The following is a 19,147-nucleotide window of genomic DNA, read 5'->3' on the forward strand; positions in this document are numbered from 1 at the left end:
GTTTTCGTAATGAAACAAAATGATTTATAAAACCTTATTTATAATAAGATAAGTCATTTGTTTAATCACTCAACAGCCTTGCCTAAAGCTCATTCATTTAGAGCGGATTTATAAAATGAACAGGCTGAGTTATTTATTGATAACTCAGCCTGTAGAATCTTTTGTTTTCCAGTTACCTAAAAGTAACTAAGAATATTTTAGTTCTATTTCAAGGCGCTAGCGCGGAGTTGACGATAGTCAATGAGCACTTGCAACGCAGAAATCGAGCTTAAATAACTCAACCGATATTACTACCCCATACGATAGTTTGGTGCTTCTTTGGTGATGGTTACGTCATGGACATGCGACTCACCCATACCTGCCGAGGTAATTTTCATAAACTCGGGCTTAGTTCGCATGGTCTCAATATCTTTACAGCCTGTTAAACCCATTGATGAGCGTAATCCGCCCATCTGCTGGTGGATAATGGCAGAAACAGGTCCTTTATAAGCAACACGACCTTCAATACCTTCCGGTACCAACTTGTCAGCTTCGCCATCAGATTTTTGGAAATAACGATCACTTGAACCTTCTTTCTGGCTCATTGCGCCTAAAGAGCCCATACCGCGATATGATTTGTAATAGCGACCTTGATAAAGTTCTACTTCGCCAGGTGCTTCTTCGGTTCCAGCAAACATACTACCAACCATCACACAATGCGCGCCAGCAACCAGTGCTTTAGCAATATCGCCAGAGAATCGAATACCACCATCGGCAATAACAGGAATGCCCGTACCTTTAAGCGCTTCTACTGCATTTGAGATAGCCGTTAATTGTGGTACTCCAACGCCAGTTACAATACGCGTAGTACATATTGAACCTGGGCCGATCCCCACTTTAACCGCATCTACGCCAACATCGGCTAATGCTTTTGCACCAGCTCCTGTCGCCACATTGCCAGCAACAATTTGTAAGTCAGGATATTTTTGACGGGTTTCTTTTACTCGATCAAGAACACCTTGCGAATGACCATGTGAAGTATCTATTAATAAGACGTCAACACCAGCGGCAACTAACGCGTCAATACGTTCATCGGTACCCGCGCCAACACCTACAGCGGCGCCCACTCGTAAACGACCTAATTGATCTTTACAAGCGTTAGGTTTGCTTTCAGCTTTTTGATAATCTTTAGCGGTGATCAAACCCACTAATTTAAAGGCATCATCAACCACTAAAATTTTCTCAATACGGTTACTGTGCATTAAGCCAAGTATTTCTTCACGCGCGGCACCTTCTTTAACCGTGACTAATTTTTCTTTAGTCGTCATTAACGCCGAGACAGGCTTAGTTAAGTCTGTTTCAAAGCGTAAATCACGGCCAGTAATTATACCGGTAAGATTGCCATTTTCATCAACAACAGGAAATCCTGAAAAGCCAAGATCATCAGCTTTATGCATGACTTCTTCAATAGTAAAGTTAGCATTGACGGTCACAGGATCGGAAACAATACCACTTTCGTATTTTTTAACTTTTAATACGTTAGCCGCTTGCTCAGCGATGGTCATGTTTTTATGAATAAAACCTAAACCACCTTCTTGCGCTAGTGTAATAGCTAAAGGTGCTTCAGTAACTGTATCCATAGATGCAGATACCATAGGTATATTTAAATTAATTTTACGGGTTAATTTAGTTTTTAAATCGGCCGTATGTGGGAGTACTTCTGAATGAGCAGGTACAAGTAATACATCATCAAAAGTTAGTGCTTCTTGGGCAATTCTTAGCATCGCAACATCTCTCTAAAAAGGTTGGTTAGGGAGTGAATATTGCGGCAGAATTTTAACCGTTTTGTGGTTTAAGAACAACTTAAATTTAACGATAAACTGAAATAATTATCTCTGGTGGGTTTAAAGGAATATATAATTTACTGGTTCCACTTTAATAGGTAAGATCCAAGGGGAATTATAAACGCCTTTAAGCAAGATATTGATTGAAAATAATAGTTATTCTATTATTGAAATCAATAACGTAAAATAAAGTGCTTATAAACACCCTTTCGGGGAATCGAAATAAATATTACGCGTTGTTACATTTTATTTAAGGGAATAACCTTTAACAAAAATATGTGCTTAGATTATGATTCGCTTAGGTTTGCTGAAACATTCATATTTAAGCAAAGCGGATATATCGACTCAAATCGCCTTAACATTAGATAAAGTAAGTATTTTATGGCTACGCAGCACATTTTACAGATAAGTGAACTGACGAGAAAAGTTAAGTTCATGCTAGAAAGTGAACTTAATACCGTATGGTTGTGTGGTGAAATCTCAAATTTCATTGCTGCTAGCTCGGGTCATTGGTATTTGTCACTCAAAGACAGTAAATCGCAAGTGCGTTGCGCAATGTTTAAAGGCAACAATCGACGAGTAAGGTTAGCGGGTGGTTCAACGCCTCGTAATGGCCAACAGGTGTTAGTACGCGCCAAGGTTTCTTTGTATGAACCACGAGGTGATTTTCAATTAATTATTGAAATGATGGAAGATGCGGGTGAAGGTTTATTGCGACAACAATTTGAGCAATTAAAGAGTAAGCTCAATGCACAAGGTATATTTGCTCAGCAGTTCAAGCAAGCCATTCCTAAAAATATTAACACGGTTGGCATAGTTACCTCGCCAACGGGTGCTGCAGTTAAAGATATTATCTCTGTTTTGCAAAGGCGTAATCCAGCAATTACTATCGTTATATACCCTGCGCTTGTGCAAGGCGAGCATGCTAAGAATGATATTGTTCATGCCATCGATATCGCTAATCAACGTGAAGAATGCCAAGTATTGATTGTCGGTCGTGGAGGAGGCTCTCTAGAAGACTTATGGAGCTTTAATGAAGAAGATGTAGTGAATGCTATTTTTCATAGTCGCATTCCAATTATCAGCGCTGTTGGTCATGAGATAGACACAACATTAAGTGATCTCGTTGCTGATTTAAGAGCGCCAACACCTTCAGCAGCGGCAGAACTGGTTTCACAAGACAATAGTGAATTACAAAGTCGCCTACAAGAATTATCAAAACGGGCTCAGCAGTTATTTACTCAAAAAGTAAAACAAGAAAACTCATACCTACAAAACCTTAATCATCGCTTAACGCAAGTTCATCCAGAAAGAAAACTTCAGCAGCATCAACAAAAATCAGATGAATTGAATATTCGTTTAGATAAAGCAATAAAGCGTGAATTGGCACGCTTCAAACAAAAACCCGAAAAGTTAGTACGAGATTTACAACATGTAGATCCAACAAAAGTGATCATTCAACATCAAAGTACCTTGCGCCATTTAGATGACAGATTACAACGGGCATTAGACGTTAGCGTAAAAAATAAATCTGAGCACTTTGTTAGCATTATTGAGCAGCTCCATATTGTCAGTCCGCTCGCGACTATTGCCCGTGGTTATAGTGTCAGTCGAAATAGTCATCAGCAAATTGTTCGCACAAAAGATCAAGTGAGTATTGGCGATGAAATATCTATTCAAGTCAGTGATGGTCGTATTTTAAGCCAAGTTATTGATAAGATTTAATTTTCAGCAATAACGGCATGCTGAAGTAACTTTATAACTGATGCTTTACTTATTTCTTCAAACTTTAAACCGATACAAAGGCCATTAGCTTGTGATTTGTAGCTACAGGTTTCTGCAGAAAACTTTAAATTTCCTAATCCTTGAAAGTCTTCGACAATTAATTCGACAGATTTATTTTTTTCCATCACTAACGACTCACCGTTAGTGATCAATACTTGGCAGCCATTAACAGAAATATCTATAATGGTCGCTTGCCAATATTCTTTAGCAATATTTATCTTAGCAACAATATCGGTATCAATGCGCATCGCTGAACGTAAGCTTTGTAAGCTAACAGAACGTGGAAAATCAAGAACAATTAGTCTCGAGGGTATTTGTAAGGTTTGTTTAACATTACTGATAAAAGCAACCACCGCGCCCTCATGCCCTTCAATTAAACCTCGCACCGTAATACCAGCACCTTGGGTAATATATTGGGAAAAATTCCCTAATTTATTTGCATCAGGAAATTGCACTAACACATAATGCTTGGGGAGGTAGCCAATGAAGGTGCTACGAAACTTTGCTTTTTGCCCAGCTGGTGTAGCTATATCGATAGTAATCGTTGAGCCTGACTGCAATAAGCCAAGGTTCCTGTCTAAGCGGTTAACCAATGCAATTTTTTTAGGAGTGGCTGCCATAATGTTAACATTTAAGAATAAGTTTTTTAAATGTAGCACTTAGCAAAAAGCCAATCAAATGATTGGCTTCAGTAATGCTAAATTATTATCAAAAAACGTCAGCTTTTAGTCTTTTTTATAACCTTCAGTAGCTCTGGCCATTTTCTTTTGCTCGGTATAAGTTAACTTTTTCTTGCCCGCAAACGGGTTACTTGTTTCTCTAAACTCAATTCTAATCGGCGTACCCATTATTTTTAATGATTTACGGTAATAATTCATTAAATAGCGTTTATATGAAACAGGAAGCTTTTTGGCTAAATTACCATGAATAACAATGATAGGTGGATTATAACCACCGGCATGCGCATATTTAAGCTTAATGCGGCGTCCTTGACTCATCGGTGGTTGATGATCAAACGTGGCCATATCTAATATTTTGGTAACCATTGAGGTAGATATACGTTTAGTTGCTGAAATGAAAGCTTCTTCAACTGACTCATATAAATGGCCAACACCGGTACCGTGTAAAGCAGAGATAAAGTGGATACGTGCAAAATCAATAAAACCTAAACGACGATCTAATTCGGTTTTAATACGATCTTTAACATGCTCTTCTAACCCATCCCATTTATTAACCGCAAGTACCAAAGAACGACCTGCTTCTAAAATAAAGCCCAGTAAACTTAAATCCTGATCGGTAATACCTTCACGAGCATCAATAATTAACAAACAAACATTGGCATCTTCTATGGCACGTAGTGTTTTAATAACAGAATACTTTTCTACGACATCAGTCACGTTTTTACGACGACGAATACCTGCAGTATCAATTAATGTATATTCACGGCCATCATGTTCCATCGGGATATATACACTATCGCGAGTGGTACCTGGCGCATCAAAAACAACAACGCGGTCTTCACCTAAGATACGGTTAGTCAGTGTTGACTTACCCACATTAGGTTTACCAATGATAGCAAGTTTGATTTTATCATTTTCAAACGGTGCTTCGGCAATTTTTTCTTCATCAGTTTTAGCTGAGAATTCTTGTGTACCATCAAACTCATCATTTTCACGTGCTTCACCAAGTGCTTCTATATGAGGTGTTAATGCCAGTGTTAATAATTGTGTAACACCACGACCATGCGCGGCGGCAATTTTATGAACGGTATCACCCAGTGATAATTCATAAAATTCAGCAACGGCAGAATCAGCATCAATACCATCAACTTTATTCGCAACCAAAAATATTTTCTTATTTTGTTTACGAAGGTAGTCCGCTATACCGATATCCGCTGATGTTAAACCATCACGAGCATCAACCATAAATAAAACAGCATCGGCTTCTGCTATCGCCATTAATGACTGTTCGGCCATTAATGCGTCAATACCTTGTTCATTACCATTAATACCGCCGGTATCAATAACAATAAATGGGTGATCTTCTACTTTCGCTTGACCATATTGACGGTCACGCGTTAAGCCAGGATAATCTGCTACGAGAGCATCTCGGCTTCGGGTTAATCGGTTAAATAACGTCGATTTGCCAACATTAGGACGTCCGACAAGTGCAACAACTGGAAGCATGTTTACCTCTATAAATTCATTTGTAGAGTAAACAACGTCATGCAAAATGCAAAACTTTTACTCTATTTAATAACAAACAACGGCTCCAATGCATTCTGCAATGGAGCCGTTTAATTCTAGCTGATAAAAAGACTTATGGAATTTTTATCGCTTGCAAATCACCATTACGTGATTGTGCGTAAATAATATTTTCGTGTACAGTGGGTGCTATATTTAAACCGCTGCTGTCAACTTCATGACGTGCAACGATGTCACCTGTTGTTTGGTCGATAAAATGAAGATAGCCTTCAAAGTCGCCAACAACAATATAATCACCAATAATAGCAGGACCGGTAACACCACGATTAGTCAGTGCAAGTTGGCTCCACTTTTCAAAACCGTTTAAACGGTCAACCGCATAAATATGGCCTTTAATATCAGTTAAAAATAGGCTGTTACCACTAATAGCCATATCATGATATGACGAATACTGACGTTCCCAAATCATCCGACCGGTACGTAAATCTATAGCGGTCAAATTACCCTTTACAGAGATACTATAAACTTTATCGCCATAAATAAGTGGCGCAGAGTCAACATCTATGACTCGCTCTAATTGTGTCGAGCCACCGGCTTCACCAACTTCTACTGTCCAACCTTGTTGACCAGTTTCAAGAATATAGACGCTCATGGTTCCATTAGCTGAACCAACCATCACACCACCAGAAGAAATCGCTGGCGAACTAACACCACGTAACGTTAATGCGGGTACTTCTTGTTCGATTTGCCATTCATCTTGACCGTTCGAAGCGTTAAAAGCCTTGATGACACCTGAAGCAGTATTGACAACTAAAATACCAGCATCAATGGCGGGAGCTGCAATAACTTCGCCTTTTACTTTTCCTTGCCAATCAAGCTTACCCGTATCAGCATCTAATGCGAATACTTCGCCATTTTCACTGCCAATAAAGACTTTTTGAATACCTAAAATCGGGCCACCATTTAATAAAGCAGATTGTCGACGTTCAAAAAAGCCGCGTTCGCCTTTGACATCACTTAAATCTGTTGACCAAATTTCTTCACCATTTGCTAGCTCTAAAGCAACAACATCACCGTAACGACTAGCACTGTAAAGTTTGCCGTAAGCAACATTGGGTTTAATACGCGAAAAATAATCGCTAACACCATTGCCGACACTGGATTCCCAGAGCACATCAGCATCAAAAGCTTGTTTGATTTCTGTTAATTCAGCAACTTTAGTTGCTTCATCTTCTTCGTCAGTTGAAGAACAAGCGACAAGCCCTAAGGACACTAGCGCTATCGCTAATAACTTTTTATTAAAGCGTAATTTTTTTAACATATGAATGATTAGCCTCTTTATTTAGCAATCGATGATAATTGGGCTAAATCATTTAATTTCATTTGTAAGGCACCATTATTTGTTTGACCTTCAACATCAAGTGCTGCTTGATAAGCATTACGAGCAAGTTCTACTTTACCTTGCTTGAAATAGGCATCGCCTTTAGTTTCTTCAATTGCACTTTTAAATGACTCTGGCAGTGTAACCGATAGGGTTGCCAATGCTTCAGTGTATTGCTCAAGTTGAATTTGCACACGCGCTAACCGAACACTTGCGATAGCTTTAATACCTTGATTGCTAGAGCTTTCAATAGCACTTGCCAAGTGAATAGCAACTTGTGGCCAATCTTTATGCGTAGCCGTTTCTTTTGCTAGCGCAAGCGACGTTAATGAAGCGTAGCTAGAGTCTTTATTTTCAGCAATAAATTTACTTGCACTTGCTGAAAAAAGCTTTCCGCCTACACCCGCACTTTCCATTACTGTTTGGTAAGCATCAGACGTTAAAACTTCATTCTCAAGTTGAGTATCTTTATATACGTTAAAGCCGATAAAACCAGCAAAACCTAAAACTAAACCGGCAATAACTGCAGTACCATTTTCTTTCCAAAAACCTTTGATGGCTTCGACTTGTTGTTCTTCTGTTTGATAAACGTCCACTACTTCACCTTAAATTAAACTGTTTAATAAAGCTGGCACTTGTTCAAGCGACACCTTCTGTTGTTCTTGTTGTCCACGCAAATATTTTATCGTCACGCTTTGCTCAGCAAGTTCATCTTCACCGATGATAATTGCTACTTGCGCACTCGATTTATCTGCCCGTTTCATTTGTTTTTTCATATTACCACCACCGCAGTGGTTTTGTATGCGAATATCTTTAACTTGGTCGCGCCATTGTTCACTGAGTAGCGCTGCTTGAATATCAACCCCCTCACCTAAACCAATAACATAAACATCAACTTGTGCACGAATATTGTTAGCTTTTTCTAAGCTCGTTAACATGAGTACCAAGCGTTCAATACCTAAGGCAAAACCAAACGCTGGTGTTGCTTTACCACCAAGTTGTTCGACTAAGCCATCATAACGACCACCCGCACAAATAGTACCTTGTGCGCCTAAACTGTCAGTCACCCATTCAAATACCGTACGATTGTAATAATCTAAACCGCGAACTAAGCGGTCATTAATCACATAGTTAATACCCGCGGCATCTAAACGCTGACAAACACCGGCAAAGTGGGCTTTAGATTCATCATCAAAATAATCACTTAATTTTGGTGCGCCCACTAAAGCGGCTTGTACATCTTTATTTTTACTGTCTAAAACGCGTAATGGATTGCTATGCATTCTGCGCTTAGAGTCTTCATCAAGTTGATCTTCTTTTTCTGTTAAGAAAACAACTAAAGCATCGCGATAATTTGCACGCTCTTCATTTGAACCTAACGAGTTTAGCTCTAGTGTGACAAACTCATTGATGCCAAGTTCCCGCCAAAGACGAGAAGTTAGCATAATAATTTCTGCGTCTATGTCAGGTGTTCCAATTCCAAAGGCTTCTAAGCCGAATTGGTGGAACTGACGATAACGACCTTTTTGCGGGCGTTCATGCCTAAACATTGGCCCCATGTACCATAAACGTTGTTCTTGGTTATATAATAAACCATGCTGATTGCCTGCACGCACACAAGATGCTGTACCTTCTGGTCGCAGTGTTAAGCTATCACCGTTACGGTCATCAAAAGTGTACATCTCTTTTTCAACGATATCAGTAACTTCACCAATAGAACGCTTAAAAAGTCCAGTAGACTCGACAATTGGCATACGTATTTCAGCAAAACCATAGCTACTAGCAACCCGGCGTAAAACTGATTCAACCATTTGCCAAATAGGCGTTTCAGTGGGTAAACAGTCGTTCATTCCTCTGACAGCTTGTAATGTTTTGCTCAATGTAAGGCTCTCTTTCATCTATTGTATAAAATAGATATTTATATAAAACGGGAAAAATTAAGTACAGCGCGCATTATAGGCAGTTTGAGACGAAACGTAAATAGTACAGCTGTGATACCTCAAAATGCAGGTTTCAACTGAACGGTCACCGGTATAACGTTTCGCTCTTTTTAAAGTTATTTTATTACTCTATTTCTTTAAATTTTATTTTATAAGCCGCATCAAGAAGTTTCGCTTTAGCACGAATTCGCTCTTCGAGCTGGTCTACTAAGTTGTTATTATCAAAGCGGTCTTTTTGACGGATGCCATCTAGATAATAGCCACTTTTTCGGCTACTACCCGTTAAGCCCAAATCAGAAATAATCGCTTCACCAGGGCCGTTGACAATACAACCAATAATAGAAACATCCATTGGCGTTAATATATCTTCAATACGTTGTTCTAACGCATTAACGGTGGCGATAACATCAAACTCTTGGCGAGAACAGCTTGGGCAAGCAATAAGATTGATACCTCGACTACGTAATTTTAGTGACTTTAAAATATCAAAACCGACTTTAATTTCTTCTATGGGATCTGCTGCCAAAGAAATGCGTAACGTGTCGCCAATTCCTTCAGCTAATAACAAGCCTAAACCTACTGAAGACTTTACTGAGCCAGAGCGCAAGCCACCTGCTTCGGTAATACCAAGGTGAAGTGGGTTATCAATCTGTTTTGCTAATAAACGGTAAGATTCGACCGCAAGAAATACATCTGAGGCTTTAACACTGACCTTAAACTGATCGAAATTAAGCCTATCTAGAATATCAACATGACGCATGGCCGATTCAAAAAGTGCTTCTGGCGTTGGTTCAGTATATTTTTCTTGGATATCCTTTTCTAATGAACCGCCATTTACACCAATACGAATAGGAATATTCAAGTCACGTGCACATTCAACAACACTACGCACTCGGTCTTCGCGGCCGATATTGCCAGGATTAATACGTAAACAATCTGCGCCATATTCGGCAACTTTTAAGGCAATTCGATAATCAAAATGGATATCAGCAACCAGTGGAACTTTCACTAGTTTTTTAATTTCGCGAAAGGCTTCTGCTGCATCCATCGTCGGTACGCTCACCCGAACAATATCAGCACCTACACCTTCTAATGCTTTAATTTGTGCAACAGTGGCTGCCACATCAGTCGTCAACGTATTGGTCATTGACTGCACAGTTATCGGTGCGTCGCCACCAACAGGAACATTACCCACCATTATTTGACGAGATTTACGGCGGATGATTGGAGATTCTTTAAACATAATAATTCACAACTTTGGTGGTTTGTCACTTAAGCGCAACAAACGTTATTTATACAAAATGCTAATGACTAATTGGTAATAGGCAAAGTAAATTTAGCGATATTACCACTGTTAAACTGACTCATATCAATGACTTCATCGGCAAAGTTTATTGCCACTAATTCAGGTCTTCCTAGGGTAACATTAAAAGGTGCTTGCCCAGATATTGTCATAACGTAACCCAATTTTTTCACACCCCAAGCAATGCGCTCACCTGTTGAATCTGAAATATTAACCCAACAGTCACCAGAGAAAGTAAAGGTGACTTGAGTTAAAGCCACTTCAGTCAATTCTTCCTCTACTATTGAGCTATTTTCAAGTGTAATGATGTCGGCTTCATTCACTTGACTATTATCTGCATTAAGCGCTGCGGGAGCAATATCACTACTTTGCTGTTCTAACACTGCAGTAGCAGCTAAAGGTGCCTCAGTAATAGTTTCAATCACGTTTTCGATGTTAACTGTCGAAAGATCACTCGCTTGATTTTCGTTAACACCATCTGCACTTTGAGTATTTATCTCAATATCTTCAGTCAGCGTCTGAGCTTGTTCTTTATTATTTTGCAACCACCACATCATAGTAGAACCAATGAGAATGGCTAAAATGATATAGCTTATCCACATAATACGATTGCTTTCTGCTAATTTTTCCGTGCCTTTAGAAAAACTTTGTAGTTTAGAGACTTGTGCTTTAGCTATATTTAATTGTTCATAGCTTACCAATACATCATCTTGAGAAACATTCACTAATTTTGCATAGCTACGTAAATAGCCGCGATTATAAGTTTCTGGCAAATTACTATTAAACAGCTCACTTTCTATTTCATTAACTAAAGTAAGACGAAAATTGAGTTTACTCGCGACCTCTTGCTGACTTAAGCCTGCTTTTTTTCTAGCATCACTAAGAATTTGTCCCGGCCCAATGATTTTACTATTGTCAGAAAGGTCGTCTTCGGAACTGTTATGCAAGGGTTCTGATGATGCAGTAGCTTGTGCCTTATTGATATTATTAGGCTTTTCAACATGGGTCATTGGGTTTTCTCTTGTTCAACTTGATTAGTAGTATTGTTGGTTGGCATAGTATCAGTATGCTCTGGTAAATAAACATAGAGCGTTTGGCCTAGCTTTAAAATATCGCTACGAGTAATATTATTCCAGCGCTCTAGTGTCTTCATATGAATATTGTATTGTTTTGAGAGGCTAAATAAATTGTCGCCTTTGGCAATAATATGTGTTTTCACTTCAAGATTAGCCTTTAACTGTTCTTGGGTATCCTTGATATTTATCGTCTCTACGTCAGTAGTTTTAGCAACTGTTGTTTTTTTAGCCCCTTGTTTTAGCCGTTTTTTTTGGGACTTATTCGGTGACAAAACAACGACACGTTTTGGTGGTAAAGCGTCACTAGTTGTTAAAATCGATGCTTGATAAATCTTTGCTAAGTCATCCGCTTCAGTATGCTCAAGCGCATTTAAAATATATTGCTTAGCTTGGTAAGACGTTGGGAACATTTTTACCAACATACTGGCATAATTTTTAGCTGTACGATAATTGCGCTGCTTTTCAAAAACCTTATAAGCCAATGAAAGCGCTTCAGGACTAAAGCGACGAGTTGCTTTTTCATAAAGTTTCACATAACGTTGCGCGGATTTATAATCGCCAATAGCGTACTGTAAGCGAACCATTTGTAATAAAGCTGATGCGCGATTAGGACTATGCTGAATAGATTTTGTAAAGTATTTTTCAGCCTTAACAAATTCACCGGCTTTAAGTTGACAAAGCGCCAGGTTTTCGTAACTTTGCGAGACCATTAAGTACGTTGGGATTGCTATCGCTTTTAAAGTGTATTTTTCAGCGTCGGCATACTTTTCATGTCGACAAAGAAAAACACCATAATTATTTAAGGTATCTGGATTTTTCTCATCGATTGATAACGCTTGTTCATAAGCATTGGTAGCAAGCTGTGATTCGCCAACCACATCATAATAATGAGCAAACGCCGTATAAACTTGGGATAAGTTCGGTGAAAAGCGCTTTGCTTTTTCCAAGTTCAACTTCGCTTGGCTAGTATTTCCCATCTTTAAATAGCCAAGACCTAATGAAATTCGAGTCATCGCCATTTCATTATTACTTGAATCACTTTCTACTACAGGTATTGTACTGTCGTTCTCATAATTTTGTGTTACACACCCAGAAAGGACAATTAACAAAGCGATAACGCTCGTTATAAATAACCGCGGCAGAAATTTAATCATATGGCAGAATGTCACTTATCGTAATGTAATAATTACAGATTATACCTATACCCGATCTACTTCAAGATGCTTGTTGAACTAGTATGTTGTCGAACGGGTATAAATAGCTCGATAATAAAGTGTTAGACCAGTTTAACTGAAATCTCTTGGGCTTTAGACTCGTCATTTTTTGAAGAGTTCATTGCTGTTCGCTTTGTTCTATCAAAAACATCACCAGCTAATTGGCCACAAGCCGCATCAATATCATCACCACGGGTACGGCGTGTAATTACGGTTAAACCATATGACTGCAATACTTTATCAAAACGGTCAATACGTGAATTACTTGAACGTTTATAAGGCGAGCCAGGGTAAGGGTTAAACGGGATCAGATTAATTTTACTCGGTAAATCTTTCAAAGCGATAGCAAGTTCATGTGCTTGGTCAGTACTGTCATTAACATGGTCTAACATCACATATTCAATCGTTGCCTGCTTATTCGCTTTTGAACCATCAATATAACGTCCAGCTGCCGCAATAAACTCTTCTAAAGGATACTTTTTGTTTATCGGGACCAATACATCACGAAGCTCGTTGTTACCCGCGTGAATTGAAATGGCTAATGCACAATCTATTTTTTCTTTTAACATATCAAGTGCCGGTACTACACCAGAAGTGCTCACTGTTACTCGACGTTTTGAGAGGCCGTAGCCTAAATCATTTAACATAGTATCAAGCGCTGGAATTAAATTTTTCATATTTAAAAGCGGTTCGCCCATTCCCATCATAACAATATTGGTAATGGGACGTTTTCCAGCGATACGTGTCGCGCCAATATCATTAGCAACACGCCATACTTGACCGATAATTTCGCTCATAGACAAATTGCGATTAAAGCCTTGTTGCGCCGTGGCACAAAACGTACATTCAAGTGCACAACCGACTTGCGAGGATACACATAATGTTGCGCGATCGTTTTCAGGGATCCACACTGTTTCGACTTCTTGACCACCTTCGAGGCGTAAAGAGTATTTTATCGTGCCGTCGGTTGATACTTGCTTTTCAGATATCTCTGGTGCACTAATTTCTGTTTCACGTTGTAATTTTTCACGTAATTTTTTGTTCAAATTAGTCATTAATTCAAAATCAGAGTAACCAAAATGATATATCCATTTCATCATTTGATCGGCACGAAATGGCTTTTCGCCAATTGAAGCAAAGTATTCACGCATCCCTTGATGATCCAAGTTTAATAGATTTACTTTCTTCTTTACCGCAGATACGGTCGGGCTTACAACTTCAGTCACTTCACTCATGATTCACTACTTCTCAAACAACAAAATTACAAAAAACAATTGTACAACTTTCATACAAAGCATGACAGTTTACAGATCAGATTATATCAAACCTTAACGTTTTTAATTAAATCCTCTTTATGTAAAACAAAGGGTTAGTAAATTAAAAAGCTTAAGGTTTATTATAACTCTAAAAATAACAAAAGGATTTTACTGGAAACAGTAAAACCCTTTAATATTTTATTTCTAGATTAAACTAAGTTAATGATGAAAATTCAAAAAGGATAGCGCGGAGCTTACGTTAGTAAGTGAACACTTTTCTTACAGAAGTTTCGCCATTAACAACGTTTAATATCAGATTAACGAGTGCGTGGGCAAATTTCGTCATCTGAGAAGAAGTAAGCAATTTCACGTGCAGCAGATTCTAAAGCGTCAGAACCGTGAGCAGCATTTTCGTCGATGCTATCAGCAAGATCAGCACGGATAGTACCAGCAAGTGCTTCAGCTGGGTTAGTAGCACCCATGATTTCACGGTTTTTAAGAACAGCGTTTTCGCCTTCTAAAACTTGAACCATAACTGGACCAGAAGTCATGAATGAAACTAAAGCGCCAAAGAAAGGACGTTCGCTATGTTCAGCGTAAAAGCCTTCAGCTTTTTCTTGGCTTAAGTGAATCATTTTAGAAGCAACAATTTTTAAACCAGCAGTTTCAAAACGGTTATAAATTTGACCAATGAAGTTTTTAGCAACTGCGTCTGGTTTTACGATAGAAAAAGTACGTTCGATAGCCATGATAAGCCCTTATATATATTTTAGATAAAATAGGTGTATAAATTTTGGCGCGATTATAGACGAATTTGAACAAAAAAACTAATATTATTCACTTAGTACTCTTTTTGATTTTAATGTCTTGAACCCAGCCTCTGATCTTTCTAGAGATATGAGTAACGTAAGTTGCTTTTTACTTTCTAAAGCAAAAGCGATCTTACCGACCTTAGGGTTTTTCATCTCATTGAGTAAAACATCATCGATTTTAAGAATGATTTAAGGTGTAAAATAAGCTGACATAAAAAAACTGACATTGAGTCAGTTTTTTATATGAGTAACAAAATAATAACTACACACTACTTCGACGATACTGTCGATATTCTGGTTGCCAAAAGTTTTGTTCTATTTTTGCGAGTAAACTTTCATCATCGATGCGTAAAGCTAAGTTTTGATCAAAAGCGACTTTCGCGACAGCAAAGGCTATTTTTCGACTTAAACTGGCAATCTCAGTGAGTGGGGGTAAGAGTTCACCCAGCCCGGTGTTGGCTAATGGTGAAGCTTTAGCAAGGGTTTCGCTGGCAACCATTAACATTTCATCGGTAACACGGTTAATATTGGCTGAAACAATACCCAAACCTAAACCAGGAAAAATATAACTATTATTACATTGCACGATAGGAAAAGTTTTACCTTGATATTCAACGGGTTTAAATGGACTGCCGGTTGCAACAATAACCTCGCCTTGCGTCCAATTAATGACTTGTGTTGGCGTAGCTTCTACTTGTTTAATAGGATTACTAAGCGGGAAAATAATTGGCATTGGGCAGTGTGATTTCATTGCTCTAATCACTGGTTCGGTAAATAAACCGGGCACACCTGACACACCGATTAAAATATCTGGCTGAGCATTATTCATCACTTCTAATAATGTCGCGTATCGCCCTAAAACAGCCCACGTAGCAATTGTACGAGGTGATTGCACCAGTTTTTGCTGAAAGTCTCGTAAATCAGCCATACCATCGGTTAGTAAACCAAAACGGTCGACCATAAAAATTTGACTGCGTGCTTGTTTTGCAGAAATACCTTCACTAACCATTTGCGCAATAATTTGTTCAGCAATACCGCAACCGGCAGAGCCACTGCCAACAAAGACAACTTTTTGCTGTGATAATGTAGTTTCTTTAGCAAGCTTACGCCCTTTAATGCGGCATGCTGCTAGTAAAGTACCGACAGTCACTGAGGCGGTCCCTTGAATATCATCATTGAAACAACAAATTTCATCACGATACTTATTAAGTAATGGTGTGGCATTGGGTTGAGCAAAATCTTCAAATTGTAATAATACATGTGGCCAACGACGTTTCACTGCTTGAATAAACATGTCAACAAACTCGTTGTATTCTTCTTGATTAATACGTTTATGACGACGTCCCATATACATAGGGTCATTCAATAACTTTTCGTTATTGGTACCAACATCGAGCATTACCGGCAAAGTATACGCGGGGCTAATGCCGCCACAAGCGGTATAAAGTGAAAGCTTGCCTATCGGAATACCCATTCCACCTATGCCTTGATCACCCAGACCAAGAATACGCTCGCCATCGGTAACAACAATGACTTTTATTTTATTTTTGGTCGCATTACGAAGAATATCATCCATGTGATGTCTATCTTCATAAGAAATAAATAATCCACGCGAGCTACGATAAATATCTGAAAATTGCTCACACGCATCACCTACTGTCGGCGTATAAATAATCGGCATCATCTCAGCTAAGTGCGCCTGAACGAGCCTGAAAAATAAAGTTTCGTTGTTATCATGAATTGTACGTAAATAAATATGCTTATTTAAGTTGGTTCGAAACTTATTATATTGCATAAAAGCACGTTCAACTTGCTCGTCTATTGTTTCATAACGGGGTGGCAATAAGCCCATTAAGTTAAAATTAGTGCGCTCCTCTTCGTCAAAAGCGCTACCTTTATTTAACAGGGGTGTTTCTAAAAGACTTGGACCAGCATAGTGGATATATAACGGACGTTTAATATTTATTGTCATAATAATTTTTGATGTAGACCATATGGTTGATGAATAGTCAAAATTCATAGTAGTGATATATACAGTAGTATAAGCCAGATGAGGTTTATAAAACAATCAATTACCTAAACAAGACTAAAAATCACCCTTAAATTTATCTGCCGCTAATCGACTTCAGAAATCCACGCTAATTGAATGGCCTCTAGTACTCTTTCCCCACAATGCTTAGGATCATCATCAAAATTATCGAGGGCTATTACCCATTGCATCAATTCTGGAAAATGTAATTTAAGTGGATCAGCATCCGGATGCTCTTCCATTAAGTCTAATGCTAACTCTAATGAGTCTGTCCAACGATATCCCATATATAACTCCAACTTTTAAAATAAAAGATTAAACCACAATGCATCTATTGCAATCATGATAATTAACCAAATAAACATTCTTCGGTATTTAAGGCAAAATTGACAATCAGTTTGCCACCATTTTTTCAATGTCTCTTTCACTTAAACAACCCACCTTAATGCTTGGTCATAAGTATATACCTATGATACATCAAAGACGCTACTTCAGCAGGAAATATAATTGCTTAAGACAGGATTGATTGAAATATTATGGTTATAATCTCGTCAAGAATTTTTATCAAAAGAGCAGAGAATAAAGATGAGTGAAATTAAGTTTTCATCCACACAAAAAGAATTACTGATTCAAAAACTACAGCACTATTTTGCAAGCGAACTTGATCAAGAGCTCGCTCAGTTTGACGCTGACTTTTTGCTTGATTTTTTTACTAAAGAAATGGGCAATCATTATTATAATCAAGGTATTTATGATGCCCAGCAATTATTAACAGAAAAACTTGATTATATTTCTGATGAAATGTACCAATTAGAAAAACCAGCCAACTAATGACCACTGAGCCAAAATAGATAAAGTAACTTTAGCCTTAGCAATATTCTTTATCCTTTATCTGTAAGGTTAATTTAAAATTGTATTATCTAGCAGAAATGATAATAAGAGTTGATTTATCACAACGATTATTCTGATAAATACGCTAATATGACTTTACTGATTATTTGAAACACAAACTATAATGCAAATTACTGATTTAAATGACGAGCAGAAAATTCTGCCAATATTTCGCTTAGGCTTCCGACCCTTTTTTTTAGGTGGCGCTGTTTTTAGTTTAATTGCCATTACTTTATGGTTGTTAATTTATAAAGGGACCGTTAGCTTTTCACCATACGGTGGTGGTTATTGGTGGCATATTCATGAAATGATTTTTGGTTTCGGCAGTGCCATCATTGTTGGTTTTTTACTCACCGCAGTGCAAAATTGGACAGGTATTGCCAGTGTTAAAGGCAAACCCCTCGCCGCTTTATTTTTTCTATGGCTATTAGGCCGAGTAGTCATGTTAATGCCTGACTTATTAGGGGCAACATTAAGCGCTTTGATAGATTTAAGTTTCTTATTAGCTATCGCTTATACACTCGCCAAACCCATATTAGCAATAAAACAGTATCGAAATTTATTTTTTGTACCACTCTTGGTGATGTTTACCATCGCCAATGGAGAAATGCACTTAGCAACCCTTTACCCACAAAGTGTTTCGTTGAGCTACTCAGGTTATGCCGGTGTTTTATTAGTGGTATTTTTAATGTCCGTTATGTCTGGACGTGTTGTGCCAATGTTCACCGCTAATGGAACACAAACCACGAAAACAACCCCTGCTCCTTTACTTGATAAACTTGCTAATGGCAGTTTACTGCTTGCTATGCTGATGTTGTTGTTACATCCATTGGTGGGTTTTGTACCGATGTTTTTTGGCATTATCTTAATTTTTGCTGGTTTATTTCAGTTAATTCGTTGGTTGAGATGGCGACCTTGGATAACACTGGGTGTACCACTTTTATGGTCATTACATTTCGCCATTAAATTTATTTGGTTTGGCCTTATTTTATTAGGATTTAGCTACATTATTGATGAGATCCCCAGTAATCATGTTTGGCATCTATTAACCATTGGTGGCATGGGGGGGATTATTTTAGCAATGATTTCTCGTGTTTCTTTAGGGCATTCTGGTCGACCATTAACCCCACCTAAAATGATGTCAGTCGCTTTTGCATCTATTACCCTCTCGGCTATGGCTCGGGTATTTGGGCCTTGGTTAGTTCCAGAAAAAACTTTACTCTTTGTCGATATAAGTGGTTTTTTCTGGTTGGTTGCTTTTGGACTATTTACTTTTTACTACGGGCCAATGTTGCTAAAAGCACGAGAAGATGGGCGTCCTGGTTAAACTAAGTAACACTAATGCCATAAAATAAATATCACATGCTAAAACGGTAAACAGCAATAGATGCTGATTGCCGTTTTTTTTTATCTTGATTTCTATTAAGCTAACG

General features: G+C 38.2%; 16 protein-coding genes. 3 read left to right on the top strand and 13 right to left on the bottom strand.

Translation table 11 applies throughout. The features are described 5' to 3' along the window. Window positions 1-290 precede the first annotated feature (290 nt). Window positions 291-1,763 carry an IMP dehydrogenase gene (guaB, locus tag A3Q34_RS07510; RefSeq protein WP_070374798.1) on the bottom strand — a complete coding sequence of 491 codons (1,473 nt, stop codon included), beginning with the start codon at window positions 1,761-1,763 and terminating at the stop codon, window positions 291-293. A gap of 441 nt (window positions 1,764-2,204) precedes the next feature. On the opposite strand from guaB, the gene xseA reads away from it, so the two are divergent. Then, the gene (gene xseA, locus A3Q34_RS07515) at window positions 2,205-3,548 is read left to right on the top strand and encodes an exodeoxyribonuclease VII large subunit (RefSeq protein WP_070374799.1); all 1,344 of its coding nucleotides are present in this window, start codon (window positions 2,205-2,207) and stop codon (window positions 3,546-3,548) included. On the opposite strand, the gene A3Q34_RS07520 is transcribed toward xseA, so the two are convergent. The 12 genes from A3Q34_RS07520 to iscX form a co-directional block, all read right to left on the bottom strand. Beyond that, on the bottom strand, window positions 3,545-4,228 hold the full coding sequence (locus A3Q34_RS07520; protein WP_070377053.1) for a PilZ domain-containing protein: 684 nt from the start codon (window positions 4,226-4,228) through the stop codon (window positions 3,545-3,547). The genes xseA and A3Q34_RS07520 overlap by 4 nt on opposite strands. Window positions 4,229-4,333: 105 nt before the next feature. Then, on the bottom strand, window positions 4,334-5,794 hold the full coding sequence (gene der, locus A3Q34_RS07525) for a ribosome biogenesis GTPase Der (protein ID WP_070374800.1): 1,461 nt from the start codon (window positions 5,792-5,794) through the stop codon (window positions 4,334-4,336). A gap of 133 nt (window positions 5,795-5,927) precedes the next feature. Beyond that, complete coding sequence (bamB, locus tag A3Q34_RS07530) at window positions 5,928-7,133, bottom strand: outer membrane protein assembly factor BamB (protein WP_070374801.1); 1,206 nt, start codon at window positions 7,131-7,133, stop codon at window positions 5,928-5,930. A gap of 17 nt (window positions 7,134-7,150) precedes the next feature. Further along, window positions 7,151-7,789 carry a YfgM family protein gene (locus tag A3Q34_RS07535; RefSeq protein WP_070374802.1) on the bottom strand — a complete coding sequence of 213 codons (639 nt, stop codon included), beginning with the start codon at window positions 7,787-7,789 and terminating at the stop codon, window positions 7,151-7,153. A gap of 9 nt (window positions 7,790-7,798) precedes the next feature. Further along, entirely contained in the window at window positions 7,799-9,073 is a 1,275-nt protein-coding gene (gene hisS, locus A3Q34_RS07540) for a histidine--tRNA ligase (protein WP_070374803.1), read from the bottom strand. Between the two features lie 184 nt (window positions 9,074-9,257). Further along, complete coding sequence (gene ispG, locus A3Q34_RS07545) at window positions 9,258-10,376, bottom strand: flavodoxin-dependent (E)-4-hydroxy-3-methylbut-2-enyl-diphosphate synthase (RefSeq protein WP_070374804.1); 1,119 nt, start codon at window positions 10,374-10,376, stop codon at window positions 9,258-9,260. Window positions 10,377-10,444: 68 nt separating this feature from the next. Continuing rightward, complete coding sequence (locus A3Q34_RS07550) at window positions 10,445-11,446, bottom strand: RodZ domain-containing protein (protein WP_070374805.1); 1,002 nt, start codon at window positions 11,444-11,446, stop codon at window positions 10,445-10,447. Continuing rightward, on the bottom strand, window positions 11,443-12,666 hold the full coding sequence (gene pilW, locus A3Q34_RS07555; protein ID WP_070374806.1) for a type IV pilus biogenesis/stability protein PilW: 1,224 nt from the start codon (window positions 12,664-12,666) through the stop codon (window positions 11,443-11,445). The genes A3Q34_RS07550 and pilW overlap by 4 nt, the downstream gene beginning before the upstream one ends. A 122-nt stretch (window positions 12,667-12,788) precedes the next feature. After that, on the bottom strand, window positions 12,789-13,961 hold the full coding sequence (locus A3Q34_RS07560; RefSeq protein WP_070374807.1) for a bifunctional tRNA (adenosine(37)-C2)-methyltransferase TrmG/ribosomal RNA large subunit methyltransferase RlmN: 1,173 nt from the start codon (window positions 13,959-13,961) through the stop codon (window positions 12,789-12,791). Between the two features lie 338 nt (window positions 13,962-14,299). Beyond that, window positions 14,300-14,731: a nucleoside-diphosphate kinase gene (gene ndk / locus A3Q34_RS07565; protein WP_070374808.1), complete on the bottom strand. Its 432-nt coding sequence runs from the start codon at window positions 14,729-14,731 to the stop codon at window positions 14,300-14,302. Between the two features lie 325 nt (window positions 14,732-15,056). Continuing rightward, window positions 15,057-16,766: an NAD-dependent malic enzyme gene (locus A3Q34_RS07570; RefSeq protein WP_070377054.1), complete on the bottom strand. Its 1,710-nt coding sequence runs from the start codon at window positions 16,764-16,766 to the stop codon at window positions 15,057-15,059. 143 nt (window positions 16,767-16,909) lie between these two features. Next, window positions 16,910-17,110 (bottom strand): Fe-S cluster assembly protein IscX, encoded by a 201-nt coding sequence (gene iscX / locus A3Q34_RS07575; protein WP_070374809.1) that lies wholly within the window; start codon window positions 17,108-17,110, stop codon window positions 16,910-16,912. Window positions 17,111-17,408: 298 nt separating this feature from the next. Between iscX and A3Q34_RS07580 the strand changes: the two genes are divergently transcribed. Both A3Q34_RS07580 and A3Q34_RS07585 read left to right on the top strand, forming a co-directional pair. Next, window positions 17,409-17,654, top strand: a complete 246-nt coding sequence (locus A3Q34_RS07580) for a DUF2164 domain-containing protein (RefSeq protein WP_070374810.1) — start codon at window positions 17,409-17,411, stop codon at window positions 17,652-17,654. 184 nt (window positions 17,655-17,838) lie between these two features. Further along, window positions 17,839-19,041: an NnrS family protein gene (locus tag A3Q34_RS07585; protein WP_070374811.1), complete on the top strand. Its 1,203-nt coding sequence runs from the start codon at window positions 17,839-17,841 to the stop codon at window positions 19,039-19,041. Window positions 19,042-19,147: the final 106 nt, after the last annotated feature.

Source organism: Colwellia sp. PAMC 20917 (assembly GCF_001767295.1).
Classification (GTDB): domain Bacteria; phylum Pseudomonadota; class Gammaproteobacteria; order Enterobacterales; family Alteromonadaceae; genus Colwellia_A.

Coding starts and splice junctions, on each gene's coding strand:
- A3Q34_RS07550 (WP_070374805.1), bottom strand. CDS start 11,446: ATGACCCATGTTGAAAAGCCTAATAATATCAATAAGGCACAAGCTACT.
- A3Q34_RS07585 (WP_070374811.1), top strand. CDS start 17,839: ATGCAAATTACTGATTTAAATGACGAGCAGAAAATTCTGCCAATATTT.
- ndk (WP_070374808.1), bottom strand. CDS start 14,731: ATGGCTATCGAACGTACTTTTTCTATCGTAAAACCAGACGCAGTTGCT.
- A3Q34_RS07570 (WP_070377054.1), bottom strand. CDS start 16,766: ATGACAATAAATATTAAACGTCCGTTATATATCCACTATGCTGGTCCA.
- iscX (WP_070374809.1), bottom strand. CDS start 17,110: ATGGGATATCGTTGGACAGACTCATTAGAGTTAGCATTAGACTTAATG.
- bamB (WP_070374801.1), bottom strand. CDS start 7,133: ATGTTAAAAAAATTACGCTTTAATAAAAAGTTATTAGCGATAGCGCTA.
- der (WP_070374800.1), bottom strand. CDS start 5,794: ATGCTTCCAGTTGTTGCACTTGTCGGACGTCCTAATGTTGGCAAATCG.
- ispG (WP_070374804.1), bottom strand. CDS start 10,376: ATGTTTAAAGAATCTCCAATCATCCGCCGTAAATCTCGTCAAATAATG.
- A3Q34_RS07520 (WP_070377053.1), bottom strand. CDS start 4,228: ATGGCAGCCACTCCTAAAAAAATTGCATTGGTTAACCGCTTAGACAGG.
- A3Q34_RS07580 (WP_070374810.1), top strand. CDS start 17,409: ATGAGTGAAATTAAGTTTTCATCCACACAAAAAGAATTACTGATTCAA.
- pilW (WP_070374806.1), bottom strand. CDS start 12,666: ATGATTAAATTTCTGCCGCGGTTATTTATAACGAGCGTTATCGCTTTG.
- guaB (WP_070374798.1), bottom strand. CDS start 1,763: ATGCTAAGAATTGCCCAAGAAGCACTAACTTTTGATGATGTATTACTT.
- xseA (WP_070374799.1), top strand. CDS start 2,205: ATGGCTACGCAGCACATTTTACAGATAAGTGAACTGACGAGAAAAGTT.
- A3Q34_RS07560 (WP_070374807.1), bottom strand. CDS start 13,961: ATGAGTGAAGTGACTGAAGTTGTAAGCCCGACCGTATCTGCGGTAAAG.